A 24,009-nucleotide genomic window follows, 5' to 3' on the forward strand; every position below is an offset into this window, starting at 1 on the left:
TTTTTCATTGCATAAGCTTGGGGAGTCGTTTAATGGATATCGCAAAGTTTCGTAATTCATCGTTGCACGCTGCACGTCTGCGTCGCACGGCGCTGGCGATAGCCGTCGTCGCCGGTGTCGGCATGACGGGCCAGGCGCTGGCGCAGGCCACCACCGGTTCCGTGTTCGGCACCGCACCGGTGTCGTCCGGCGAAACGGTTCGCGTCGTCAACAACCAGACCGGCCTGACCCGTGAAGTGGCGGTCGGCAACGACGGCCGCTACAGCGCCAACCAGTTGCCGGTGGGCGATTACACCGTATCGCTGGTGCAAAACGGCAATGTGATTTCCACGCACGATCACGTGCAGGTGAGCGTGTCGGGCGGCACGCCGGTGGCATTCGCCGCCGCCGGCAACAACGTGCAGAACCTCTCCAGCGTCACGGTCACGGCCAACTCGCTGCCGGCGATCGACGTGTCCTCCACCCGCCAGAGCTCGGTGATCACCGCGCAGCAGCTGAAGACGCTGCCGATCGCGCATAGCGCCGAAGCCATTGCCTTGCTGGCGCCGGGTGTGAATCCGGGTGCGTCGGACCTTGGCAATGGTCCCACCGGCACGCCGCTGGTTTCCATGGGCGGCAACAGCGTCGTGGAAAATGCCTACTACCTCAACGGTTTCAACACCACCGATCCGATCGGCGGCTCGGGCGGCGTCGCGCTGCCGTACTTCGCGATTTCCGAACAGCAGACCATCACCGGCGGCTATGGCCCCGAATACGGCCGTTCGACCGGCGGCGTGATCAGCCAGATCGGCCAGCGCGGCAGCAACGACTTCCACGCCGGCGTGTACGTGTCGGTGCGGCCGGCCTTTGCCGAAAGCAACTACGACAACATCCTGTACAGCAATCCGCAGACGCCGATCGGGGACCCCCAGCTGGCCCCCAGCCAGGGCACCACGAATTATGTCCCGGGTTACGGCCAGATCCAGCGCGGCAACCGGCAGAACAGCGACTGGAACACGGTGTACGACGCCTATCTCAGCGGCCCACTGATCAAGGACAAACTGTTCTTCTTCGTGACGGCCGAGTGGGAGCATGACAGCAGCCAGTACGGCCTCGGCAACAACGGCATGGCGCAGGTTCCGCCGACGGGCACCTACGACTGGATGTCCACGTCGCATTCCGATCCCAAGCTGTACGGCAAGCTGGACTGGAACATCAACGACAACAACGTGCTGGAGTTCACGGGTGTCCGCTCCCAGAACAGCCTGACCTCGGACAACGCCTACCAGTACAACTACTCGAACCAGAGCGTCGGTTCGTATTACGGCTCGGGCGTGCTGACCAAGAACACCTTCGACATCGGCATCCTCAAGTACACCTCCTACATCACCGACGACCTCACGCTCGAAGTGTTGTACGGCCAGATGAAGGGGCAGTATTACCAGGCTTTGGCGGGTGGCGCGGGCTCGCCGGTGTTCTTCGGCGAAGGGGTGACCGTGCCGGCTGGTGTCTCCGTCCCGAACACGGTGGGCAGCTCGATGGGCCATCCGGACCACACCAGCAAGGTCGGCAACCTGCGCATCGACTTCGACTGGAAGATCACGGCCGACCACGATATCAAGTTCGGTATCGACAACATGCAGAACCGTGACGACAACGATGGCAGCCAGTTGCTTGGCGGCGCCACCTGGAACTACGCCTGCGGCGTCCTGCCGACCGGCGGCAATTTCGTCACCACCCCATCCGCGGGCTGTTACGCGACCGAGAACCTGCAGGGGCAGGACACCTCGCTGGCCGTCCACCAGATGGCCCAGTACGTGGAAGACCGCTGGCAAGCCACGCCCAACCTGCTGCTCGACCTCGGCCTGCGCAACGACCAGTTCACCAACTACGTGCCCGGCGGCGTCGCCTACGTGCGTGAAACCAAGCCGCAGTGGGCGCCGCGCCTGGGCTTCAGCTGGGACGTGTTCGGCGACAGCTCGTTCAAGGTCTTCGGCAACGCGGGGCGCTACTACCTGGCGATCCCGACGGGACTGGCGTCGCGCAACTCGGCCCTGGGTTCGTATCTCGGCACCGTCAACTACACCTATTCGGGTATCGGCCCGACCGGCCTTCCCATCGATCCGGTGCCGGTGCTGACCAACCTGCCTGCGTGTTCGCCGATGCCGGCAGGGTTCTACTCGCCGGACGGCGAGTACGGTTGCCACGGCAATGCGAAGGACTATGCCGCGACCAACCTCAAGGCGGAGTATCAGGACGAATACGTGCTGGGCTTCCAGAAGCTGCTGGGCGACACCGGCCTGGTGTTCGGCATGCAGGGAACCTACGAGCGCGTGGGCAACCTCGTGGATGACACCGACTTGAACCAGTATTGCAATGCTGGCCTGGTCAATCCCGGCAAGACCAATTACATCCCGTGCGCGGCGGCGCCCGGTGGCGTGATCACCTGGAACCCGGCCACGTACTGGGGGCAGGCCCAGCCTGGCGGTGGCGGCCTCGGCAATATCGGCAGCATCGGCACCACCACGTGGCCGGCGCCGTCGCGCAAGTACTACGCCCTGGATACCTACCTGGAACACACCTGGGACGGCAAGTGGTACGGCAAGGTCGACTACGTGTTCTCCAAGTCGTACGGCTCCAGTGAAGGCCCGACCGACACCGCCGTCGGGCAGATCACGAACCAGTCGAACGGCGGCATGTCCGGCTCGACCACGGTGCAGTGGGACTACCCGGACATCATGCAGTACGCCAACGGCGAGCTGCCCAACAGCCGTCGTCATACCCTCAAGGCCTTCGGCGCGTATTCCATCACGCCGGAATGGATGGTTTCCGCGACCTACATCATCCAGTCGGGTGCGCCGAACGTCTGCCTGAGCGGCTACGGTTTTGCTCCGAACGGCAACGGCGGGTACAACTACGCGGACCTGTACTACGGCTCCAACCAGCACTTCTGCGGTGGCGTGCCGAACGGCGACTCGTCCACGGGCTTCGCCTACGGCGGCGCCGGGTCTCCTCCGGGCGCCAGCGGCCACACGCCGTGGACGCACCAGCTCAACCTGAGCCTGACCTACGTGCCGGCATGGGCGAACAAGCACCTCACCTTCCAGGCGGAAGTGCACAACGTGTTCAACGAACAGAACACGTTGCTGTACGCAGGGGCCTATACGCAGTACGCGGTGGGCGCGGGCGGCAACACGCAGTGGATCACCGGTTACTACAACCCGATCTACAAGACCGCCTATTCGACGGAAGCGCCGCGCTACATGGATTTCAGCGTGAAGTTCGACTGGTAAGCCAACCCTCCAACCTCATGCCGTCCCATGGGACGGCATGAGGGGAAGAGAAGCAGAAACCAACACGGCCGCCGGTAATCCGGCGGCCGTGTTGGTTTCTGCTTGCACGATGATGGCATGAAGCCCTGTGCCGGTGATTGCCGCCGGCATGGCGATGCCTTCACGTCTTGCTCCGCACGGCGACCTCACTACGCGGATGGCCTGTGCCGCGGTGCGGCTGCCTCGAAGAGGCCATCGGCTTTCCGCCTCGTGGGAGGGGCGGCGATGGTGCCGGCCGACGCCCCGCATCTGCCTGGAATGACACCGCCCTCCGGTTCGCCGGTGGCCGCTTCCAGCCCCCGGCAAGGTAAGATGTCCGAACCCCAACCCCGGCCGCAATCCGACTTCACATGCGGCCGGCCAACCAAGGAACGCATCCATGGCACGCGGCATCAACAAAGTCATCATCGTCGGCAACCTCGGCAACGATCCGGAAACCCGCTACACCGGCAGCGGCACCGCCATCACCAGCCTGAGCATCGCCACCTCCGAGCAATGGACCGACAAGCAGAGCGGCGAGCGCCAGGAACGCACCGAGTGGCACCGCGTGAAGCTGTTCGGCAAGCTGGCCGAGATCGCCGGCGAATACCTGAAGAAGGGCCGGCAGGTCTACATCGAAGGCTCGCTGCGCACCGACAAGTACACCGACAAGAACGGCGTGGAGAAATACTCCACCGACATCATCGCCAGCGACATGCAGATGCTGGGCGGCGGTGGCGAGGGCGGCGGCAGTAGCGGTGGCGGCTTCCAGCGCGAGCGCCCGCAAGGCGGCCAGCGCCCGCAGGGCGGTGGCAACTACGGCAACAACAGCGGCAACAACTACGGCAGCCAATCCCGTGGCGGTAGCGCCCCGGCCCCGTCGGCTCCCGCCGGCAACGGTGGCTTCGAGGACGACGACATTCCCTTCTGATCCGGATTTCGCGCTTCGCAGTAACAGGAAAGCCCGCCGTGATGGCGGGCTTTTCTTGTTTGGGAAGGTCGGCTTTCCGGTCAACGATCTCCGATGGCGTCCAGCTCGGCCAGCACGGCGGCCGACAGTTCCAGTTCCGCCGCCCCGAGGTTTTCGCGCAGGTGGCCGAGCGACGAGGTGCCGGGGATCAGCAGGATGTTCGGCGAGCGGTGCAGCAGCCAGGCAAGGGCGACTTGCATCGGCGTGGCGTCGAGGCGCCTGGCTATGTGGTTGAGGGTCTCCGACTGCAGCGGGCTGAAGCCGCCCAGCGGGAAGAACGGCACGTAGGCGATGCCCATGCCGGCCAGCGCGTCGAGCAGGGCCTCGTCCTGGCGTTGCACGAGGTTGTACTGGTTCTGCACGCAGACCACCGGCGCGATGGATTGCGCTTCCTTCACTTGCGCCAGCGTGGCGTTGCTCAGGCCGAGGTGGCGGACCAGGCCTTGCTCGCGCAGTCCGGCGAGCGCGGCGAACTGCGGTTCGATGCTGCCTTCCTTCGGCATGTGGATGTCGCCCATGATGCGCAGGTTCACCACGTCGATGGCGTCGAGGCCGAGGTTGCGCAGGTTGTCGTGCACGGCCCGGACCAGTTCGGCGGGGCCTTGCGCGGGGTTCCAGGATGCGTCGGCGCCGCGCACGGCGCCCACCTTGGTCACGATGGTGAGCCGGTCCGGGTACGGGCTGAGCGCTTCGCGGATGATGCGGTTGGTGACGTGCGGGCCGTAGAAGTCGCTGGTGTCGATGTGGTCGACGCCGGCAGCGACGGCTTCGCGCAGCACGGCGAGTGCGCCGGCATGGTCCTTCGGCGGCCCGAATACGCCCGGGCCGGCGAGCTGCATGGCGCCGTAGCCCATGCGGTGGACGATGCGGTCACCCAGCTGGAAGGTGCCGGCTTTCTCGAGTGGGTTCATGGAGTGCTCCTGGCGGGCGATGGGGGATGTCCGGAAGCATAGGCATTGACCGGTCGATCGATAATCCATTGGAATCGGCACGGGTTGTGCGGATGGCCGGACAATGAATGCCGACATGCAGGATCTTTTCGCCTTTCTCGCCGTGGCCCGTGCCGGCGGTTTCCGCGAGGCCGCGCGCACCGGCGGTGCCTCGGCCTCCAGTCTCAGCGAAGCGGTGCGCCGGCTGGAGGCCGGGTTGGGCGTGCGCCTGCTGAACCGCACCACGCGCAGCGTCGTTCCGACCGAGGTGGGCGCAAGGCTGGTCGAACGGTTGCTGCCTGCGCTGGGCGAGGTGGAGGCCGCGCTCGACGTGGTGAACCACTACCGCGACAGCCCGGCGGGCACGCTGCGCATCAACGTGCCGGCGAACGTGGCGCGCACGGTGCTGCTGCCGATCATCGCTCCGTTCCTCAGGCGTTATCCCGACATCCGCATGGAAGTGGTGGTGGAGGACAGCTTCGTCGACCTGCTGGCCGCGGGGTGCGACGCCGGCATCCGCTACGACGAGCGCCTGGAGCAGGACATGATCGCCTTGCCGATCGGCCCGCGCACGCAACGCCTGGTCACCGCCGCCGCGCCGGAATACCTGGCCGCCCACGGCACGCCCCGGCATCCGAAGGACCTGCTCCGGCATCGCTGCCTGCGCGGCCAGTTCGCGGGTGGCGCCATGCCGGCGTGGGAGTTCGAGCGCGACGGCGAGATCGTGCGCATCGACGCGCCCGGCCCGCTGCTGGTGCGCCAGGGAGCGGCATTCGACCTTGCGCTGGGCGGCGCGCTGCAGGGGCTGGGCATCATCCACCTGTTCGAGGATTGGTTGCGGCCGCACCTGGACAGCGGCGCGCTGCTGCCTGTTCTCGAGCTCTGGTGCCAGACCTTCAGCGGGCCGTATCTCTATTACCCGGGGCGGCGGCATTTGCCGGCGCCGCTCAAGGCGTTCGTGGATTTCGTGCGCCAGCAGGGGCCAGCGGCGTAACGCGCGTGTTTCCCGTGACTGCCCGTGCCGGTCACGGCAGGGCATGGCTACTGGCATTGCTCCGGCAGGTAGTACGGTGCGATGTCCGGGCTCCCGCAGGTCCAGACGATGGCGCCGTCCCGCCCTTCGGCGACCAGCGCCAGCCGCTTGCCGCGCAGGGGTTCCGGCGCGCCGTCCCCGAATACGGTCACCAGCGCGGTGCCTTCGTCGATGGCCAGCACGGCGAAGCCGGTCAGGCTGTCGCTGGCATACGCCCCGGCTTCCTTCAGTCCGGCCTGGGCATTGCTTCGTGGCCAGGCGCGGTTGCGGTCGATCGAATCCAGGATCTGCTGCTGCAGGGGCTCGGCCTGCGCCAATGCCCTGGCCACGTGGGCCTGCAGCACATGGGTCTGGTAGAGGGGGACGGCGACGGCGCCGAGAATGGCGGCGCAGGGTATGCCCAGCAAGACCCAGAACACGGCCTTGGCCGCCCCGGGCCTGGCCTGGCCGGTCTGCTGCCAGCGCGCCAGCCAGCTCAGTTGCCCCTGCAGGTACAGCGTGTTGAAGAAGAACAGGGTGATGCCGCCGATCCGTAGCGGGAGCCGGTAGATCGCCATGTGCCGGCGGATCGAGGCCGCCATGGCGAAGTAGGCTCCATAGAAGAGTACCCCGGAGGCCAGTTGCAGCAGCCGGCCGAGGCGCTCCGTTACAGTCATGGGCGTCGCATCGCCGCCCGGCGGCCAGGCCGGGATCAGGAAAAACGAGACGAGGATGCCGCCCAGCGACAGCCAGAGCATCAGCGACGCACTGCTGCGCGGATCGATCCTGCGCACCCAGTTGGCCTGGATGAAGGGCCAGACGACGGCGAAGATGCCGAGCGTGAGTACGCTGAGCAGGAAGACCCAGCCCCAATGCAGCGATGGCGGGGGCGGCAGGCAGGCGCGATCGGCGGCCTCCGTATGCGAGGGCCTGCCTTGCCGGTTTGCATGCCCGGGCATCGTGTCGCCGCGATCCATTCCGCACCTCCCTGTTCGCCGGATCGCAAGATTATGCGGGCGTCTTCCGCCGGGGCAAAGCCATGGACTGGGCGGTCGGTCCGCCGGGTTGCGTCGGCGTCGGTCAGCCGCGTCCGGCGCGCCGGTATTCGCCCGGCGTCATGCCGAAGCGGTGCAGGAACAGGTCGCCGAAATGCGAGGGCGTGGCGAAGCCCAGGCTGGTCGCGATGCCGGCGATGCTCTGCTCCGTCTCGAGCAGGCGGCGGCCGGCCAGGTGCAGGCGGTGCGTGCGCACGTAGTCGCTCCAGCTCATGCCCACCTGTTGCTTGAAGCGGCGGCTGAAATAGGCGGCCGACATCGCGCAGAGCGCCGCGGCCTGTTCCGCGCCGGGTGCATCGGCAGGCTGGTGGCGTAGGCGGTCGATGGCGGGGCGCAGGCGCTGCAGGCCGCGTGCATTGGCGGCCAGCGGCTCGCCCGCGATCGCCGGCGCCAGCGTGGCCGCGCGCAGCAGCAGCCCGGTCAGCGGCACCACCAGGGGATCGCTGGCGTCTAGGCCGAGCAGCCAGTCGGCCAGCATGCCCAGGCGCCGTTGCAGCGGCCGGCCGGGGCGGGCGCAGAACGGCTGGCGCAGGCGTTCGAGTCCCGGCGCATGGGCCAGCGCCTCGCCCGCGGTGGCCTCGATCTGCACCAGCACCCAGTCGCGCGGGCCGGCGTCGAGCAGGAAATCGTGCTGGCACATCGAGGGGATGAACGCGATGCAACCGGGCGCCAGCGCGTAGCGCCGGTCCCCGGCATCGAAGTGGCCGCCGACCCGGCCGAACAGCACCAGCTCATGCGCATCGTGGAAATGCACGAACGAACCGCTGGCCGCGACGCTGCGGCCCTGGCGGACGCGCTCGGCACGCACCGGCGCACGCGGTGCCAGTTCCACCGGTTCGCAGATCGGGCGTTCGAAGTGGGGCAGGGCCATGCCGGTGCCTGCGTGAGGGCGACGGTCGATTGTCGCCCATTGCGCATCGAGGCACCGGGTTCAGCGCGTGCCCACGATGCGCACCTGCATCGGGTGCAGCACCGCGTCGGGCGAAGCGGCACCGCCGGCGTCGAGCAGGTCGAGCCACGCGGTGCCGGCAACGAGCCGCGGATCGAGGCGCGGCCGCGCATCGGCCTTGCCGAGGTTGACCAGCAGCAGCGTGCGCCGGCCGCCCTGTTCGCGCAGGATGCACAGCACCGCGCTGTCGTCGTCGCAGAGGATGCGCTGGTCGCCGCCGCCGATTTCCGGTCGCGCATGGCGCAGCGCGAGCAGCTTCCGGTACCAGTGGTAGAGCGAGCCGGGATCGGCCTGTTCCTCCTGCAGCGACACGCCGTCGTGCGAGCGGTTGAAGCGGTCCTTCCAGAACCACTGGTCGCCGCGATACCAGGTGGCCGAGCCCGCGGCGTCGAGGTCCGCCTTCCAGCGGAACGCCTCGCGCGAAGGTATGCCCACGGCGTCGGTGAGCGGGATGCCTTCGGCGGTGCCGATGTGCTTCGGCTGCTCGCCGCGCATGCCCAGTTCCTGCCCGTAGTAGATCAGCGGGTCGCCCTTGAGCATCAGCTCGATCGCGGCGCCCGCGCGCGCCCTGGCGGGGTCGTCGTGCACCAGCGACATGTAGCGGTCGACGTCGTGGTTCTCCAGGAAGACCACCTGCTGCTTGCCCGGCGGCGTGGCGGCGTCGGTGTCGCGGATCGCCTTGACGATGGCCTTCTTGTCCAGCGACACCAGCGCGCCGCGCAGCGGGAAGGCGAACACCATGTCGACGTGGCCGTCGGTCAGCCACTCCTTGCCGTAGCCCCAGCCGGCCTGTTCGGCGAGGATGCGCAGCGCGGGGCGGCGCGCTTTCAGCGCATCGAAGATCGGCGTCCAGAAGCCGGCGAACAGGTGCTTGTCCAGGCCCTCGTGGTCGAGGTCGTCCATCATGTGGTCGATGCGGAAACCGTCCACGCCGTCGCGGCCGCTGCCGTCGCCATGCGGGTCGGCCCAGTACAGCAGCAGGTCCCGGAAGTACGTGCGCACCGCCGGGTTTTCCAGGTTGACCATCGCGATGCCGATGTCGCGGCCGTCGTAGCCCAGCCACTTCGCCTTGCCCAGGAACGGCTGGGCCACGCAGTGCCGTGCGTCCGTCCACAGCAGGTAGTCCGCGTATTTCGCATGCGGCCTGCAGATCGAGTCACGCCACCAGGGATGGCCTTCGGCGACGTACTGGAACTCCTCGTCGAGGTAGACCTCGAGGCCCTGCGCATGCGCGGCGCGCACGAAGGCGAAGTAGTCGTCCAGCGTGCCGTAGGCCGGGGCTATCGCCTTGAAGTCGGTGGCGAAGTAGTTGTGGTAGTACGGCGAGGGTTGCAGCGGCGTGAGCAGGATCGTGGTGGCGCCGAGCTGCTTGATATAGCCGAGCTTCGAGGTCAGTCCCTTGAGGTCGCCGACGCGGTCACCGTTGGAATCGCGGAAGCTGCGGAAGAAGATCTGGTAGAACACCTGGCTGCCGGAGGACGCGGGCGTCGCGGCGTGCGCCGGCGATGCGGACAAGGTGGCGGACAGCACGGCGCCAAGCCAGGCGAGCAGGAAGCGGGCGGGTTTCATGCAAGGTCCTCCGTCGGGTGCAGTACCTGACCGAAGAAGCGCAGCGTGTGCTCCAGCGTGGCCGACCAGTAGGGCCAGTCGTGGTCGCCGGGTGCCTCGGCGTACTGGTGCGCGATGCCGGCGCGCTGCAGTTCGCGATGCAGCGCGCGGTTGGCTTCGATGTAGGGATCGTCGAGGCCGCAATCGATGCGCAGCGGCGGCAGCGGGGCATCGCTGCCGGTGAGCGCACTCAGCACGCTGCAGTCGGCGGGCGCCTTGCTCCAGTCGTGGCGGCCTTCCTCGACCAGCGCATCGAGCTGGGCGACTTCGGTCACCGCCGAAAGCGCGGCTGCAGCGGCGATGCGGCGCGGGTATTTGCCGGCCAGCCGCAGCGCGCCGAAGCCGCCCATGCTGAGGCCCGCCACCAGCAGCGGCGAGCGCCTGGTGCAGCCATCGACCAGCTCGCATGCCAGCGCAGGAAGCTCGTCGATGATCCAGCGTTCGGCGTCGTGGTCGCCGTGCGCGACGTAGCCCGAGCCGTCGCCCCACAGGCCGTCGGATGGCATCAGCAGCGCGATTGGCGGCAAGGCGCCTGCGTCGATCAGGCGCGCGGCGGTGAGGTGCGCGCGGCCCTTGAGCGCCCATGCCCAGTGCGAGCCGTACACCCCGTGCAGCAGCACCGCGATCGGCAGATCCGTCACGCCGCGCGCCGATGGCGGCACGTACAAGGTGACGTCCGCGCGCCGGCGCAATGCCCGGCTTTTCACGGTGGCGAAAGCCAGCCTGTCCGCCGTGATGGCCGGATCGGATAGTTCGACGGTGCAAAAGAGCCTGTTCAACATCTCCACGTAGCCCGCGTTGTCTGGCCGTGGCCGTCAGGTGGTAGTGCGTGGCGCAGCGCCTGCCTGGCCGGCAGGTCAAGCCGCGCGCTGCCGCATGGCGGCCACGACCAGGCAACCCGAAGGGCCGGGTCTGTTTGCCCGCATGCCAGCGTCATCACTCGGTCGTGGACGGACGTCCACTCCCTCGTTCTTCCTTGGCCTGCGCGCAAACAGCTCCCGGCGCGGGCCACGCGGAGATGTTGAACAGGCTCTAGGGTTTCGTCGTTCATGCGATGCGCAACACGCCCTTGGTGCTGCACCCCTGCAGCATGTCGTCGAAGGCGCGGTCCAGCGCCTCCAGCGGGTAGCGGTGGCTGACCAGCGCCGCGAGTTCCAGCTTGCCCTCGGCGATCCATTCGAACAGCCGCGGGAAATCGCGCGCGGGCACGCAATTGCCGTACAACGGCGCAAGGTAGCGCTTGTTCCAGAACAGGTCGGTGAGTTCCAGCGTCGCGGGGCCGTGCGCGCCGCTCACCTGCAATGCGTTGCCGCCGTTGCGGGCGAGCCTCAGCGGCAGGAAGGCCAGCGCGGGCACGCCGGTGGCCTCGAAGGCGTGGTCCACGCCACGGCCGTCGGCAAGCGCACGTACCTCGGCGACGAGTTGCACGTGGTCGTCGTCGCCAGCGTGCGGCAGCAGCGTGTGCGTGGCGCCCAGTTCGCACGCGCGCTGCAGCCGCGACGGCATGTGGTCGATCGCGATGATGCTGCGCGCGCCGGCGATGCGCGCGCCCTGGATCACGTTGAGGCCCACGCCGCCGCAGCCCAGCACGGCCACGGTGTCGCCGGGCGCCACCGCGGCCACGTTCACCGCCGAACCCACGCCGGTCATCACCGCGCAGCCGAGGATGCAGGCGAGCTCGAGTGGAAGACCGGATGGCAGTGGCGTCACCGCCTCGGCGCGCACCAGGGTGTGCTGCGCGAAAGTGCCGAGGTGGAAAGAGCGTTCGATGGGTTGCCCGCGCCAGCGCGTGGCGCCGGGGTGTGCGCGGCTGTTGCCGAGCTGCGGCACGTCGAGTTCGTGGGTACGCTCGCACAGCGCCGTGGCGCCATGTTTGCACTGGTGGCAGTGGCCGCAGGGGATCGCCCAGTTCAGCAGCACGGGCTGGTCGATCTCCAGCCCCGTCACGCCTGCGCCGATGGCTTCGACATGGCCTGCACCTTCGTGCCCCATCACCAGCGGGCCGGGCCAGCGCAGCGAGGCGTGGTCGGTATGGCAGACGCCGGCCGCGGCCATCGCCACGCGAACCTCGCCCGCGGCGGGCGGGTCGACCGCGATGGTTTCCAGGCTGAAGCGCCCCGTGCCGTCGGCGATGATCGCGCTGCCGTGGACGGCCTTGCCGCTCATGCCGCCTGCCCGGACGGCGCGCTTTCGAACAGCAGCGGATTCTTCGGCGTGGCAATCACCGCGCCGACTTCGGCGCCCGGGCACCAGCGCTCCCAGTCGGCCCGCTGCATGTGGTTGTCCGGCGCCTTCAGGCGCATGTCGCGGTCCATGTAGATCACCGTCATCACCGAACGCGGCGTGGTCGAGCGGTTCGGGCCGGCGCGGTGGAAGGTCCAGCCGGAGTGGAAGCTCACCTCGCCCAGCGCGAACGGCTCGTCCAGCACGTCGAAGCCGCGTGCCTGCATGTTCGCGGTGATCGCGCGCTCGCTCTCGTCGGAAATCTCCAGGTCGCGGCCGAACGCCTCGTGCTGGCTGCCGGCGAAGAAGGCCAGCGGCCCCATGTCCTGCGGCACCGCCTGCAGCGGCACCCAGGCGGTAATGGTGCGGTCGCTGTCGACGGGCCAGTAGTACTGGTCGGCATGCGCGGGCGTGATGCCGCCGCCCGGCTCCTTGTACAGCGACTGGTCGTGGTACAGCCGCACGCCGTCCACCTCCATCAGCGCGGCGGCGAGGCCGGCCAGGCGCCTGCCGAACACGAACTCGCGCACGGTGTCGCTCTCCTCCCACAGGTTCATCACCTGCAGGAAGGCGCGGTCGTAGGTGCTGCGTTCCTCCAGCGGCCTGGTCTGCGTGTTCAGCGCGATGGTGCGGCGGGTGATTTCCTCGCCGTAGTGGCGCAGCTCGTCGGCGTTGAACACGTCCTTGAGCTTGATGAAGCCGTCGCGGCGGTAATCGGCGATCTGCCGGGCGGTGAGCGGATAGGGGCGGTCGAGGTCGATGGCCATGCGCGGGTTCCTGCGGGATGGGAGTCATCCTAGGAAGCCGGTGGCCATGGCGCATCGGCAGGGGATGCCCAATGGCCAGGTGAAACTGTCGGATTCATGACCTCGATGAAGCCTCGCCATGCCCGCACGGACACGGCGTAGGCGCACCCTGTGCGCGATGGCTCCGATGCTCGATCGGAGCCATCGCGCACAGGGTGCGCCCCTACGGCTGCTCCGTCAGCTGCACGCGCAGCGTGCACAGGCCGGCGACGAACAGGCTGGCGCCGCCCACCATCAGGGCCCAGACCGGCTGGTCGTGGAAGCAGCGCTTCAGCAGTTCGCCCAGCACGCTGGCGGCGATCAGCTGCGGGATCACGATGAAGAAATTGAAGATGCCCATGTACACGCCCATCTTCGCCGCGGGCAGGTTGTCGGAGAGCATCGCGTAGGGCAGCGACAGGATCGAGGCCCACGCAAAGCCCACGCCGACCATCGGCAGCAGCAGCCAGTGCGGGTCGCGCACGAACAGGAAGGACGCCAGGCCCAGGCCGCCCAGCCACAGGTTGACCAGGTGGCTGGCGCGCAGGCCCCAGCGGCGCACCATCCGCGGAATGAGCATAGCCGCCACCGCCGCGCAGACGTTGTACGCGGCGGAAAGCACGCCCACCCAGTTCGCCGCCTCGTTGTAGAGCGCGGAGTGCGCGTCCGTGGCGCCGTACTGCACCTGCGCCACGGTGGCCGTGGCGTAGATCCACATCGCGAACAGCGCGAACCACGAAAACAACTGCACCCAGGCAAGCTGGCGCATTGCGGCGGGCATCGCGTGCAGGTCGCCCAGCACGTGGCCGAGCAGGCCGCGCTTTTCCGCCAGCGCGGGACGCATCTTCATGGCGGCCTCGTAACCGATCAGCAGCAGGCCGTAGACGGCCAGGCCGGCGGCCAGCAGGTAGACCTCGTCGCGCAGTTGCAGGAACCAGACCAGCACACCGAGCGCGATGCCGGCAAGCAGCCACAGGCTGCCGCGGCGCCAGATGCCGCGCAGGTCGGGCAGGCTCTCGTGTACCGCCGGTGTGGCATCGAAGCCGCGCAACTGTTCGGGCGGGTACTCCTTCGTGCTGAAGACGGTCCACAGCACCGCGCCCAGCAGCGCCGCGCCACCGGCATAGAACGAGTACTTCACGGTGTCGGGAATGCCGCCGTCCGGCGCCACGTTGCTGACGCCGAGCTGCGCGAGGATCCACGGCAGCATCGAGGCGACCACCGCGCCCGTGCCGATGAAGAAGCTCTGCATCAGGTAGCCCTGCGGGCGCTGGCGCACCGGCAACTGGTCGGCGACGAAGGCGCGGAACGGCTCCATCGCGACGTTGAAGCTGGCGTCCATCAGCCACAGCAGGATCGCCGCCATCCACAGCACGCCGGCGTTCGGCATCCACAGCAGGGCCAGCGTGGACAGCAGCGCGCCGGCGAGGAAGTACGGGCGCCGCCGCCCCAGCCGGGTCCAGGTGCGGTCGGAGTAGTGGCCGATGATCGGCTGCACGATCAGGCCGGTGAGCGGCGCGGCGATCCACAGCGAAGGGATCTGCTCCAACGAGGCGCCCAGCGTCTGGAAGATGCGGCTGACGTCGGCGGTCTGCAGCGCAAAGCCGAACTGGATGCCGAGGAAGCCGAAGCACATGTTCCAGATCTGCCGGAACGACAGCTCGGGCTGTTGCTGCGCTGGCGCGCGGTGGGTGGAGACGGGCGGCAAGGGTACGGTCCTGCACGGGGTGACTCCGCGAGGTTAGGTGGCATCGCAGTGCAGCAGCCAGCCCGGTGCATACGTATTCATGCGGTGCCATCGCCGTTCGTGCATGCGGAGACAGGGCGCTTTGGATCGGTTGAAGCCGCCCGGTCGTGCGATTGCGTTCACGGATTTTGCGTTGCGGCATGCGCCGGGATCGGGTCGGTGCTAGCGTCCACATGGATCGATCTAAATTTGGCTGCGACCGGCGTGGTCGCACACCGGCGCGCGGCGACATTGAAGAGGGGTGGGCGATGAAGAAGCGGTGGACGCGATGCATGCCGGCATGCCGCAGCCTGTTGCCGGTACTGGCGATCCTGGCGCTGGCCTTGCCCTTGCCGGGCATGGCTTCGACGCTGGCGACGCAATCGCTGGACGGCGGCTGGCAGTTCCGCCTGCTGCCCGGCGACAAGCACGTCGCCGACCATCCGGCCGCCGCGCAGTGGCTGCCTGCCACCGTGCCCGGCACCGTGCAGACCGACCTGCTCGCCGCGAAGCTGGTGCCCGATCCCTATTGGCGCGACAACGAGGCGAAGATCCAGTGGGTGGGCCTGTCCGACTGGCAGTACCGCAGCACGTTCACCGTGGACGCGGCCACGCTGGCGCGCAAGCATGTGGAACTGGTGTTCGACGGGTTGGACACCTTCGCCGACGTCTCGCTCAACGGCCACAAGCTGCTCGCCGCCGACAACATGTTCCGCCGCTGGCGCGTGCCGGTGAAGGCGTGGCTGCATGCGGGCACGAACACGCTGGAAGTCACCCTGCATTCGCCGATCGCGCGCCTGCAGCCCTGGTTGCTGAAGCAGCCGTATGCGCTGCCGGGCGAGTTCGATTCGGCCTTCGGCGACGAGCCTGAAGGCAAGCAGACGGCGAACTACGTGCGCAAGGCCGCGTGGCAGTACGGCTGGGACTGGGGCCCGCGCATCGTCACCGAAGGCATCTGGAAGGACGTGAAGCTGGAAAGCTGGGACGCGCTGCGCCTCGCCGGTTTCCACATCGCGCAACCGAAGGTCACCGCGGACGTCGCAGAACTGCAGGCGCAACTCGACATCCACGCCGATGCCGCAGGCCAGGCCAAGGCCACGCTGCGTTGGCGCGCGCCGGACGGCAGCACGCAATCGCAGGACAGCGACATCGCGCTGAGGGCCGGCGACAACCACATCGCGCTGCCGCTGCAGATCGCCCATCCGCAACGCTGGTGGCCGGTGGGCTACGGCGCGCCGAACCTGTACGACTTCCACGTCGACGTGGCCATGGATGGACAGGTCGTGGCCAGCGCGGACCGCAGCACCGGCCTGCGCAGCATCGAACTGCGCCGGCAGAAGGACCAGTGGGGCAAGAGCTTCGCGTTCGTGGTGAACGGCGTGCCCATCTTCGCCAAGGGCGCCGACGTCATCCCGCAGGACATGTTCCCGAACCGCGTCACCCCGGCGCGCATCGATGCGATGCTGCAGTCCGCGCGCGACGCCAACATGAACATGCTGCGCCTCTGGGGCGGCGGCTATTACTTCGACGACGCGTTCTACGCCGAGGCCGACAGGCTGGGCCTGATGGTGTGGCAGGACTTCATGTTCGGCGGCGCGATCCCGCCCTACGACAAGGCCTTCCGCGACAACACGCGCATCGAGGCGATCGAGCAGGTGGACCGCCTGCGCGACCATCCCTCCATCGTGCTGTGGGCCGGCAACAACGAGGTGGAAACCGCGTGGGAGACCTGGGGCGGCGGCGCGCATCTCGAAGCCACCCTGCCCAAGGCCGAAGTGCAGCGCATCGTGCAGGGCATGCGCGAACTGTTCGACCATGTGCTGCGCGACGTGGTAGCCACGCAGTCGCCCGAAGTGCCGTACTGGCCGAGCACGCCCAGCAGCGACTACGACGAGCAGGCCAACGTGCTGGACAACGGTGACTACCACTACTGGAACGTGTGGTCGGGCAAGGCGTTGCCGCCGACGGCCTATCTCGACGTCACCCCGCGCTTCCAGTCCGAATACGGCCTGCAGTCGTTCCCGGCCATGGCGACGCTGCGCAGCGTGCTCGAACCGGGCGATCTCGACATCGATTCGCCGGTGCTGCGCGCACACCAGAAGTTCGACAAAGGCAAGGGCAACCAGCGCCTGCTGATGTACGTGGAGCGCGGCTACGGCAAGCCGAAGGACTTCGCGTCGCTGGTCTACCTCAGCCAGGTGATGCAGGCCGAAGGCATCCAGTTGGCCGCCGAACACCTGCGCGCCTCGCGCCCGCAGAGCATGGGTTCGTTGTACTGGCAGCTCAATGACGTATGGCCCGGGGCCACCTGGGCCAGCATCGACTACTACGGCCGTTGGAAGGCGCTGCAGTACCACGCGAAACGTTTCTATGCGCCACTGCGCGTGGTGGCGATCCGCAAGAACGGCAAGACGCAGGTGTCGCTGGTCTCCGACCGCACCGAGGCGTTCGATGCCGAACTCCGCGTGCGCGTGCTCGACATGGATGGCAAGTCGTTGTGGGAACACACGCAGCCCGCGCACGTCGCGGCGCTGGCCAGCACGCCGGCCGGCGATTACGCCGACGCGCAGCTGCTGCACGGCGGCGATCCGCGCCACACGGTGGCGGTGTTCGAGTTGCTCGACCACGGCAAGCTGCTTTCGCGCCATCTGGTCTGGTTCGATGACGCGAAGAACCTGGCGTTGCCCGATCCCGGCCTGAAGGCGACGCTTTCCGCCGATGGCCACAGCGTCACGGTGAGCGCGCAGCATCTCGCACGCGAGGTCTGGGTGGATTTCGGCGAGGCCGATCCCGACGCGCGGCTGTCCGACAACGCCTTCGACCTGCTGCCCGGCGAATCGGTGACGCTGCAGGTGGACAGCATGGCCGATGCAGCGGTCTTGCGGCGTGCATTGACGGTGCGCAGCTTGTATGGCGCCACGGTAACCACGCCATGACGAAACGCACCGCCAGTGTCGCGGCTCTCACGTTGCTGCTGGCGGCGACAGGCGCTGCCGCGCAGACGCAGAGCGCGGTGGCGCGCGCGTCGGCGCTGGTGGCAAAGATGACATTGGCGGAGAAGGTGTCGCAGCTACAGAACGACGCGCCGGCGATCCCGCGCCTCGGCGTGTCCGCCTACGAGTGGTGGAACGAGGGCCTGCATGGCCATGCCCGCGACGGCTACGCCACCGTGTTCCCGCAGGCGATCGGCCTGGCCGCAAGCTGGGATGCGCCGTTGTTGCAGGCGGTGGGAACGACGGTGTCGGTCGAGTCGCGCGCCCGCTTCAACATGGTCGGCGCTGGCAAGGCGCACGCGCGCTACCAGGGCCTGACGATCTGGTCGCCGAACATCAACATCGACCGCGATCCGCGCTGGGGCCGCGGTCAGGAAACCTACGGGGAGGATCCCTTCCTCACCGGCAGCCTCGCGGTGGCCTTCGTGCATGGCATCCAGGGCGACGATGCGCAGCATCCGCGTGCCATCGCCACGCCCAAGCACTTCGTGGCGCACAGCGGGCCGGAGACCGGTCGCGACAGTTTCAACGCAGTGGTGTCACCGCATGACCTGCAAGATACCTACCTGCCGGCGTTCCGCGCCGCCGTCACCGAAGGCGGCGCCGGTTCGGTGATGTGTTCCTACAACGCGTTGGACGGCGTGCCGATGTGCGCCAACGCGACGTTGCTGGACACGCGCCTGCGCAAGGACTGGGGCTTCACCGGCTACGTGGTATCCGATTGCGACGCGGTGGGCGACATCTCGTCCTTCCACCACTACAAGCCCGACGAGGAACAGGCTGCCGCGGCGGCGCTGCGCGCCGGCACCGATCTCGACTGCGGCCACACCTACGCCAGCCTTGCCGCCGCAGTGCGCAAGGGCGAGCTGCCCGAGTCCGCGCTGGATGCTGCGCTGGTACGGCTGTTCACCGCACGCTACCGCCTCGGCGAACTCGGCGGTGACGAGACGTATGCACACTTCGGTGCGAACGACGTCGACAGCGCCGCGCATCGCAAGCTGGCGCTGCAGGCCGCGCAGGAATCGCTGGTACTGCTGAAGAACGCCCGCGACACGTTGCCGTTGCGCAACGGCCTGCGCCTTGCGGTGATCGGCCCCGATGCCGACACGCTGGAAACGCTGGAGGCGAACTACCACGGCGTGGCGCGTGCCCCGGTGACGCCGCTGCAAGGTTTGCGCGAACGCTTCGGCAACGAAGCCGTGAGCTATGCGCAGGGTGCCCCGGTGGCAGCCGGCGTGCCGATTGCGGTGCCGGAGACCGCGTTTCGCACGGCGGGCGGAGAGGCTGGCCTCAGCGCCGAGTATTACGCGAACGCGGACTTCAGCGGCGCGGCGAAACTCTCGCGCACCGACCGCGTGATCGACTTCGACTGGGATCGCGCGCCTCCGGCCGATGGCCTGGCTGTCGATCACTATGCCGTGCGCTGGAGCGGCGAGCTGTTGCCGCCGGGGCCGGGCGACTACACGCTGGTCGCGCACGTGGATCGCTGCTTCGACTGTGATACGCACGACGCCGTGCGCCTGTTCGTGGACGGCAAGCCGGTGCTCGCGGATGACGGCGACGACAAGCACATGCAGGCGAAGCTGCACTTCGCCGACGGCAAGCCGCATGCGCTGCGCATGGAACTGCTGCATCGCGGCCATGACAGCGGTGTGCGCCTGCAGTGGCTGGCACCGCCCGCGATGCAACTGGCCGAAGCCGATCGCGCGATGCGCGCGGCGGATGCGGTGGTCGCCTTCGTCGGCCTGTCGCCGGATGTCGAAGGCGAGGCGCTGCAGATCGAGGTGCCCGGTTTCGCGGGCGGCGACCGCACCTCGCTGGCCCTGCCGGCGCCGCAACGCATGCTGCTGGAACATGCTGCGGCCTCCGGCAAGCCGCTGGTCGTGGTGCTGATGTCCGGTGGCGCGGTGGCGCTGGATTGGGCGAAGCAGCATGCCGACGCCATCCTCGCCGCGTGGTATCCGGGGCAGGCCGGCGGCACGGCGATCGCGCAGGCGTTGGCCGGAGACACCAATCCGGGTGGACGCCTGCCGGTGACGTTCTATCGTTCGGTGCAGGACCTGCCGCCGTTCACCAGCTACGCGATGCAGGGGCGCACGTACCGCTATTTCCGCGGCACGCCGCTGTATCCGTTCGGCTACGGCCTCAGCTACACGCATTTCGCCTATGCCACGCCCACGTTGTCGACGCAGGCACTGAAGGCCGGCGACACGCTGCAGGTGAGCGCCGAGCTGCGCAATGACGGCACGCGCGCGGGCGACGAGGTGGTGCAGGTCTACCTGGATGCGCCGCCATCGCCGCTGACGCCGCGGCATGCGCTGGTCGGCTTCCAGCGCGTGCATCTCGCGCCCGGCGAAAGCCGGCGCGTGGACTTCACGCTGTCGCCGCGCGACGTGAGCAGCGTGGATGCGGCAGGCACGCGCACCGTCGAGCCAGGCCTCTATCACGTGTTCATCGGCGGTGGCCAGCCCGGCGATGCCGCGGGTGTCGCATCCGCATTCACCATCAACGGCAACGAGGTGTTGGCGCCATGACCCTGGATACGCTTTCCCGGCGCGGCATGCTCAAGCTGATGGGGGCGGGCGCCGTCGCGCTGGCCTCGTCGCGTTTCGCCATGGCCGGCACGGCGCAGGCGCGGCCCGACCGTCGCCCGCCGCCGGGCAAGCGCAAGTTCACCAGCGCCGCGGTGGAAGCGGAGATCGCGCGCGTGCAGGCGAAGATCGGCGATCCCGAACTCAAGTGGATGTTCGGCAACTGCTACCCGAACACGCTGGACACCACCGTGCAGATCGGCACGCTGCACGGCAAGCCGGACACCTTCGTCATCACCGGCGACATCGACGCGATGTGGCTGCGCGATTCCTCCGCGCAGGTGTGGCCGTATCTGCCGCTGGCGGCGAAGGACGAATCCTTGCGCCGCTTGTACCGCGGGCTGATCCATCGCCATGCGGCCTGCATCGCGATCGATCCCTATGCCAATGCGTTCATGCCCGATCCGCAGGCGCGTACCAACCTGAGCTGGGCGCAGCACGACCTCACCGACATGAAACCCGGCGTGGCCGAGCGCAAGTGGGAGATCGACTCGTTGTGCTGGACGATACGCATCGCCCACGGCTACTGGAAAGCCACCGGCGACCGCGTGCCGTTCGACGACGACTGGCGCGCCGCGATGCATTCAGTGCTGGCGACGTTCCGTACGGAGCAGCGCAAGCACGGGCCGGGGCCGTACCATTTCCAGCGCGGGTCGGCGGTGCCCACCGACACCGTGCCGCTGGATGGCTACGGCAATCCCGCGTTGCCGGTGGGCCTGATCTGCTCGATGTTCCGGCCTTCGGACGACGCCTGCATCTATCCGCTGTTCGTGCCGGCGAATGCCTTTGCCGTGGTCTCGCTGCGGCAACTTGCGGAGATGTCGCGCGCCCTGCATGGCGATGCCGCCTTCGCCACCGATTGCGAGGCGCTGGCCGCCGAGGTGCAGGCGGCGCTGGAGAAGTACGCCGTGATGAGCGAGGCCGGCGAGGATTTCTGGGCCTACGAGGTGGACGGCTACGGCAACCAGCTGTTCATGGACGACGCCAACGTGCCCAGCCTGCTGGCCTTGCCCTATCTCGGTTTCTGCACGCGCGACGATGCACGCTACCGGCGTACCCGTGCGCGCGCCTGGGGTGGGCGCAATCCGTATTTCTTCCGCGGCACGGCAGCGGAAGGCATCGGGGGCCCGCACGAAGGCCTGCGCATGATCTGGCCGATGTCGCTGATGGTACGCGCGCTGACCAGTGGCGACGCGGGCGAGATCCGCCAGTGCCTGCACTGGCTCAAGACCACCCACGCCGGCACCGGCTTCATGCACGAGGCCTTCGATCAGGACGATCCGGCGAAATTCACGCGGCCCTGGTTCGCCTGGGCCAACAGCCTGTTCGGCGAGCTGATCGCCGGGCTGGCCGACCACCACCCCGAACTGCTGCGGTAACCGCCGCACCTCCACATCCCCGAAGGAGACCACGACCATGGTGACCCGCAGACGATTCCTGCAAGGCGCAACGGCATTGACCTTGCTCGGTGGCCTCGACGCACGCCGCGCGCTGGCCGCGACAGGCACGCAGGCCGGTGCGGGGGCACTGTCCCTGTCCAGCCTGCCGAAGAACAACGTATCGAAGCATGTCGACGTCTTCGTCGGCACCGGTGGCCACGGCCATACCTTTCCCGGCCCCACGCTGCCGTGGGGCATGGTGCAGTTGTCGCCCGATACCAATACCTACGGCTGGGACGCCTGCTCGGGCTACCACCAGGCCGATGGCTCGATCATGGGCTTCTCGCACACGCACCTGAGCGGCACCGGCTGCGGCGACATGCTCGACGTGCTGGTGATGCCCGCGCAGGGCGAGGTGCTGCTCGATCCCGGCGCGCGCGGCCTGCCCGACGAGCTGTACTACTCCAAGTTCGACGGCGCGGCGCATGGGCCGCACCTCACGGCGGACGTGGTGGCGCATCCGGGCAAGGGCTACCGCTCACGCTACGACAAGGGTTCCGAGCAGGCGGTGCCCGGCTATTACCGGGTGCGCCTCACCGACCACGACATCCTCGCCGAGCTCACCACGACCGCGCGTGCCGGCCTGCACCGCTACACCTTCCACAAGCGCGGCCCCGGCCACCTGCTGGTCGATCTGGCGCATGGCTGCCAGGACAACATGAACACGCCGTGCAAGGTCAGCGATGCCGAATTGCGCCTGGTCGGCAACGACACCCTGGTCGGCGGTCGCCGCGTGCACGAATGGGCGAATGGCCGCTACATCTACTTCGCGATGAAGCTGTCGCGGCCGTTCTCGCACGCCGGCCTGTATTCGGACGACAAGCCGCTCGCCTCAGGCGCGACCGAGGCCAAGGGCACGAACCTCAAGGTTGCACTGCACCTGGACAATGCCGCAAAGGCGCCACTGTTGGTCAAGGTGGGCATCTCCGCGGTGGACATCGATGGCGCCCTGCGCAACCTCGAAGCGGAAATCCCCGACTGGAATTTCGATCGCGTGCAGCGCGCCGCCGCGCAGCAGTGGGAGCAGGAACTCTCGCGCATCCGCATCGAAAGCTCGTCCGAGGTCGTGCTCAAGACCTACTACAGCGCGCTCTATCACACGATGCTCGGCCCCACGCTGTTCAGCGACGTCGATGGCCGCTACCGCGGCATGGACCTCCAGGTGCACCAGCTGTCGCAGGGGCAGCATTCCTACAGCGCGTACTCGCTGTGGGACATCTACCGCGCGCTGCATCCGCTGTACACGCTGTTCCAGCCGGAGCGCGTGCCCGATTTCGCCAACGACCTGATCCGCCAGGCGAACCAAAGCCCGGAAGGCCCGCCGATCTGGCCGCTGCAGGGCGTGGAGACCGGCACCATGATCGGCTACCACTCCATCGTGCTGCTTGCCGAGGCACAGGCCAAGGGCTTCACCGGCATCGCCTTCGACAAGGCGTGGCCGGTCTTCCGCAAGCGCGCCTTCGACGACGATTGGCGCGGCCTGCCGTACTACCGCAAGATGGGTTACATCCCCAGCGACAAGGAGGGCGAGGCGGTCAGCAAGACGCTGGAATACGCCTACGACGACTGGGCGATGGCGCGCCTCGCCGATGGCGTGGGGCAGCACGCGGATGCCGAGACGCTGCGCAAGCGCTCGCGCAACTACCGCAACGTGTTCGACACCAAGCTCACCTTCATGCGCCCGCGCGACAGCGCCGGCAAGTGGATCGAGCCGTTCGATCCGCGCGAGATGGGGCACTTCGAGAAGTGGCGCGACTACACCGAGTCGAACCCGTGGGAAGCCACCTTCCTCAACCAGCACGACCTGTACGGCTACATGCCGATGTTCGGCAGCGTGGACGCGTTCGAACGCAAGCTGGACGAACTGTTCACCACCAGCTCCGAACTGCCCGCCGATGCGCCGCCGGACATCGCTGGCATGGTCGGCCAGTACGCGCACGGCAACGAACCCAGCCACCACGTGGCCTATCTCTACGCCTACACCGGCAACCACTGGAAGACGCAGTCGCGCGTGCGCTCGCTGCTGGAAACCATGTACCCGCCGCTGCCCGACGGTACCGCCGGCAACGACGACTGCGGGCAGATCAGCGCGTGGTACGTGCTGAGCGCGCTGGGCCTGTACGCGGTCGATCCGGTGAGCACGGAGTGGGTGTTCGGCAGCCCGCTGGTGGACCGCGGCGAGGTGATGGTGGGTGAAGGCAAAAAGCTCGTCGTCGAGACGAAGGGCAACGGCCCGGGCAAGCCCTACATCCAGTCGGTGACCTGGAACGGCCAGCCGTGGACGAAGAGCTGGATCGACCACAAGGACCTCACTGCCGGTGGCACGCTGGTGTTCGAGATGGGCGACAAGCCGAACAAGCAGTTCGGCGCCGCGGCGGAAGACCGCCCACCGTCGTTCGGCCAGCTGGCCGGCAAGGGCGAGGGCTGAGCGATGCGACG

15 protein-coding genes are annotated in these 24,009 nt (G+C 68.0%); 7 read left to right on the forward strand and 8 right to left on the reverse strand.

What is annotated here, in order from left to right; genetic code table 11:
• Positions 1 to 32: 32 nt before the first annotated feature.
• Together IHE47_RS01450 and ssb are read left to right on the forward strand one after the other, a co-directional pair.
• The gene (locus IHE47_RS01450; RefSeq protein WP_192103481.1) at positions 33 to 3,272 is read left to right on the forward strand and encodes a TonB-dependent receptor; all 3,240 of its coding nucleotides are present in this window, start codon (positions 33 to 35) and stop codon (positions 3,270 to 3,272) included.
• Between the two features lie 418 nt (positions 3,273 to 3,690).
• Positions 3,691 to 4,221 (forward strand): single-stranded DNA-binding protein, encoded by a 531-nt coding sequence (ssb, locus tag IHE47_RS01455; protein WP_192103483.1) that lies wholly within the window; start codon positions 3,691 to 3,693, stop codon positions 4,219 to 4,221.
• 80 nt (positions 4,222 to 4,301) lie between these two features.
• On the opposite strand, the gene IHE47_RS01460 is transcribed toward ssb, so the two are convergent.
• The gene (locus IHE47_RS01460; protein ID WP_192103485.1) at positions 4,302 to 5,171 is read right to left on the reverse strand and encodes an aldo/keto reductase family oxidoreductase; all 870 of its coding nucleotides are present in this window, start codon (positions 5,169 to 5,171) and stop codon (positions 4,302 to 4,304) included.
• A 103-nt stretch (positions 5,172 to 5,274) separates the two neighbouring features.
• Here IHE47_RS01460 and IHE47_RS01465 point away from each other — a divergent pair, with 103 nt between their 5' ends.
• A complete protein-coding gene (locus IHE47_RS01465; RefSeq protein ID WP_192103487.1) occupies positions 5,275 to 6,183 on the forward strand; it encodes a LysR family transcriptional regulator in 909 nt (302 codons plus the stop codon).
• Positions 6,184 to 6,230: 47 nt separating this feature from the next.
• Here the strand turns inward: IHE47_RS01465 and IHE47_RS01470 are convergent, their stop codons facing one another.
• The 7 genes from IHE47_RS01470 to IHE47_RS01500 form a co-directional block, all read right to left on the reverse strand.
• Complete coding sequence (locus IHE47_RS01470; RefSeq protein ID WP_192103489.1) at positions 6,231 to 7,178, reverse strand: pilin; 948 nt, start codon at positions 7,176 to 7,178, stop codon at positions 6,231 to 6,233.
• 103 nt (positions 7,179 to 7,281) lie between these two features.
• A complete protein-coding gene (locus IHE47_RS17925; protein ID WP_192103491.1) occupies positions 7,282 to 8,127 on the reverse strand; it encodes an AraC family transcriptional regulator in 846 nt (281 codons plus the stop codon).
• Between the two features lie 60 nt (positions 8,128 to 8,187).
• Positions 8,188 to 9,774, reverse strand: a complete 1,587-nt coding sequence (locus tag IHE47_RS01480; protein ID WP_192103493.1) for an alpha-amylase family glycosyl hydrolase — start codon at positions 9,772 to 9,774, stop codon at positions 8,188 to 8,190.
• The gene (locus tag IHE47_RS01485) at positions 9,771 to 10,592 is read right to left on the reverse strand and encodes an alpha/beta hydrolase-fold protein (protein ID WP_225561548.1); all 822 of its coding nucleotides are present in this window, start codon (positions 10,590 to 10,592) and stop codon (positions 9,771 to 9,773) included. The genes IHE47_RS01480 and IHE47_RS01485 overlap by 4 nt, the downstream gene beginning before the upstream one ends.
• Positions 10,593 to 10,860: 268 nt before the next feature.
• A complete protein-coding gene (locus tag IHE47_RS01490; protein ID WP_192103497.1) occupies positions 10,861 to 11,979 on the reverse strand; it encodes an alcohol dehydrogenase catalytic domain-containing protein in 1,119 nt (372 codons plus the stop codon).
• Entirely contained in the window at positions 11,976 to 12,803 is an 828-nt protein-coding gene (locus tag IHE47_RS01495; RefSeq protein ID WP_192103499.1) for a phytanoyl-CoA dioxygenase family protein, read from the reverse strand. Before IHE47_RS01495 ends, IHE47_RS01490 begins: the two co-directional genes overlap by 4 nt.
• A gap of 202 nt (positions 12,804 to 13,005) precedes the next feature.
• The gene (locus tag IHE47_RS01500) at positions 13,006 to 14,457 is read right to left on the reverse strand and encodes an MFS transporter (protein ID WP_192103550.1); all 1,452 of its coding nucleotides are present in this window, start codon (positions 14,455 to 14,457) and stop codon (positions 13,006 to 13,008) included.
• 449 nt (positions 14,458 to 14,906) lie between these two features.
• On the opposite strand from IHE47_RS01500, the gene IHE47_RS01505 reads away from it, so the two are divergent.
• Genes IHE47_RS01505 through IHE47_RS01520 form a run of 4 tightly spaced genes read left to right on the forward strand, consistent with a single transcriptional unit; the run spans position 14,907 to position 23,998 of the window.
• Entirely contained in the window at positions 14,907 to 17,483 is a 2,577-nt protein-coding gene (locus IHE47_RS01505) for a glycoside hydrolase family 2 protein (RefSeq protein ID WP_225561555.1), read from the forward strand.
• The gene (locus IHE47_RS01510) at positions 17,480 to 20,074 is read left to right on the forward strand and encodes a glycoside hydrolase family 3 protein (RefSeq protein WP_192103503.1); all 2,595 of its coding nucleotides are present in this window, start codon (positions 17,480 to 17,482) and stop codon (positions 20,072 to 20,074) included. The genes IHE47_RS01505 and IHE47_RS01510 overlap by 4 nt, the downstream gene beginning before the upstream one ends.
• Positions 20,071 to 21,510 (forward strand): glycoside hydrolase family 125 protein, encoded by a 1,440-nt coding sequence (locus IHE47_RS01515; protein ID WP_225561549.1) that lies wholly within the window; start codon positions 20,071 to 20,073, stop codon positions 21,508 to 21,510. Before IHE47_RS01510 ends, IHE47_RS01515 begins: the two co-directional genes overlap by 4 nt.
• Before the next feature lie 37 nt (positions 21,511 to 21,547).
• Entirely contained in the window at positions 21,548 to 23,998 is a 2,451-nt protein-coding gene (locus IHE47_RS01520) for a GH92 family glycosyl hydrolase (protein WP_192103504.1), read from the forward strand.
• Positions 23,999 to 24,009 lie beyond the last annotated feature (11 nt).

The organism is Rhodanobacter sp. DHB23, from assembly GCF_014842975.1.
In the GTDB taxonomy this organism is placed as follows: domain Bacteria; phylum Pseudomonadota; class Gammaproteobacteria; order Xanthomonadales; family Rhodanobacteraceae; genus Rhodanobacter_A.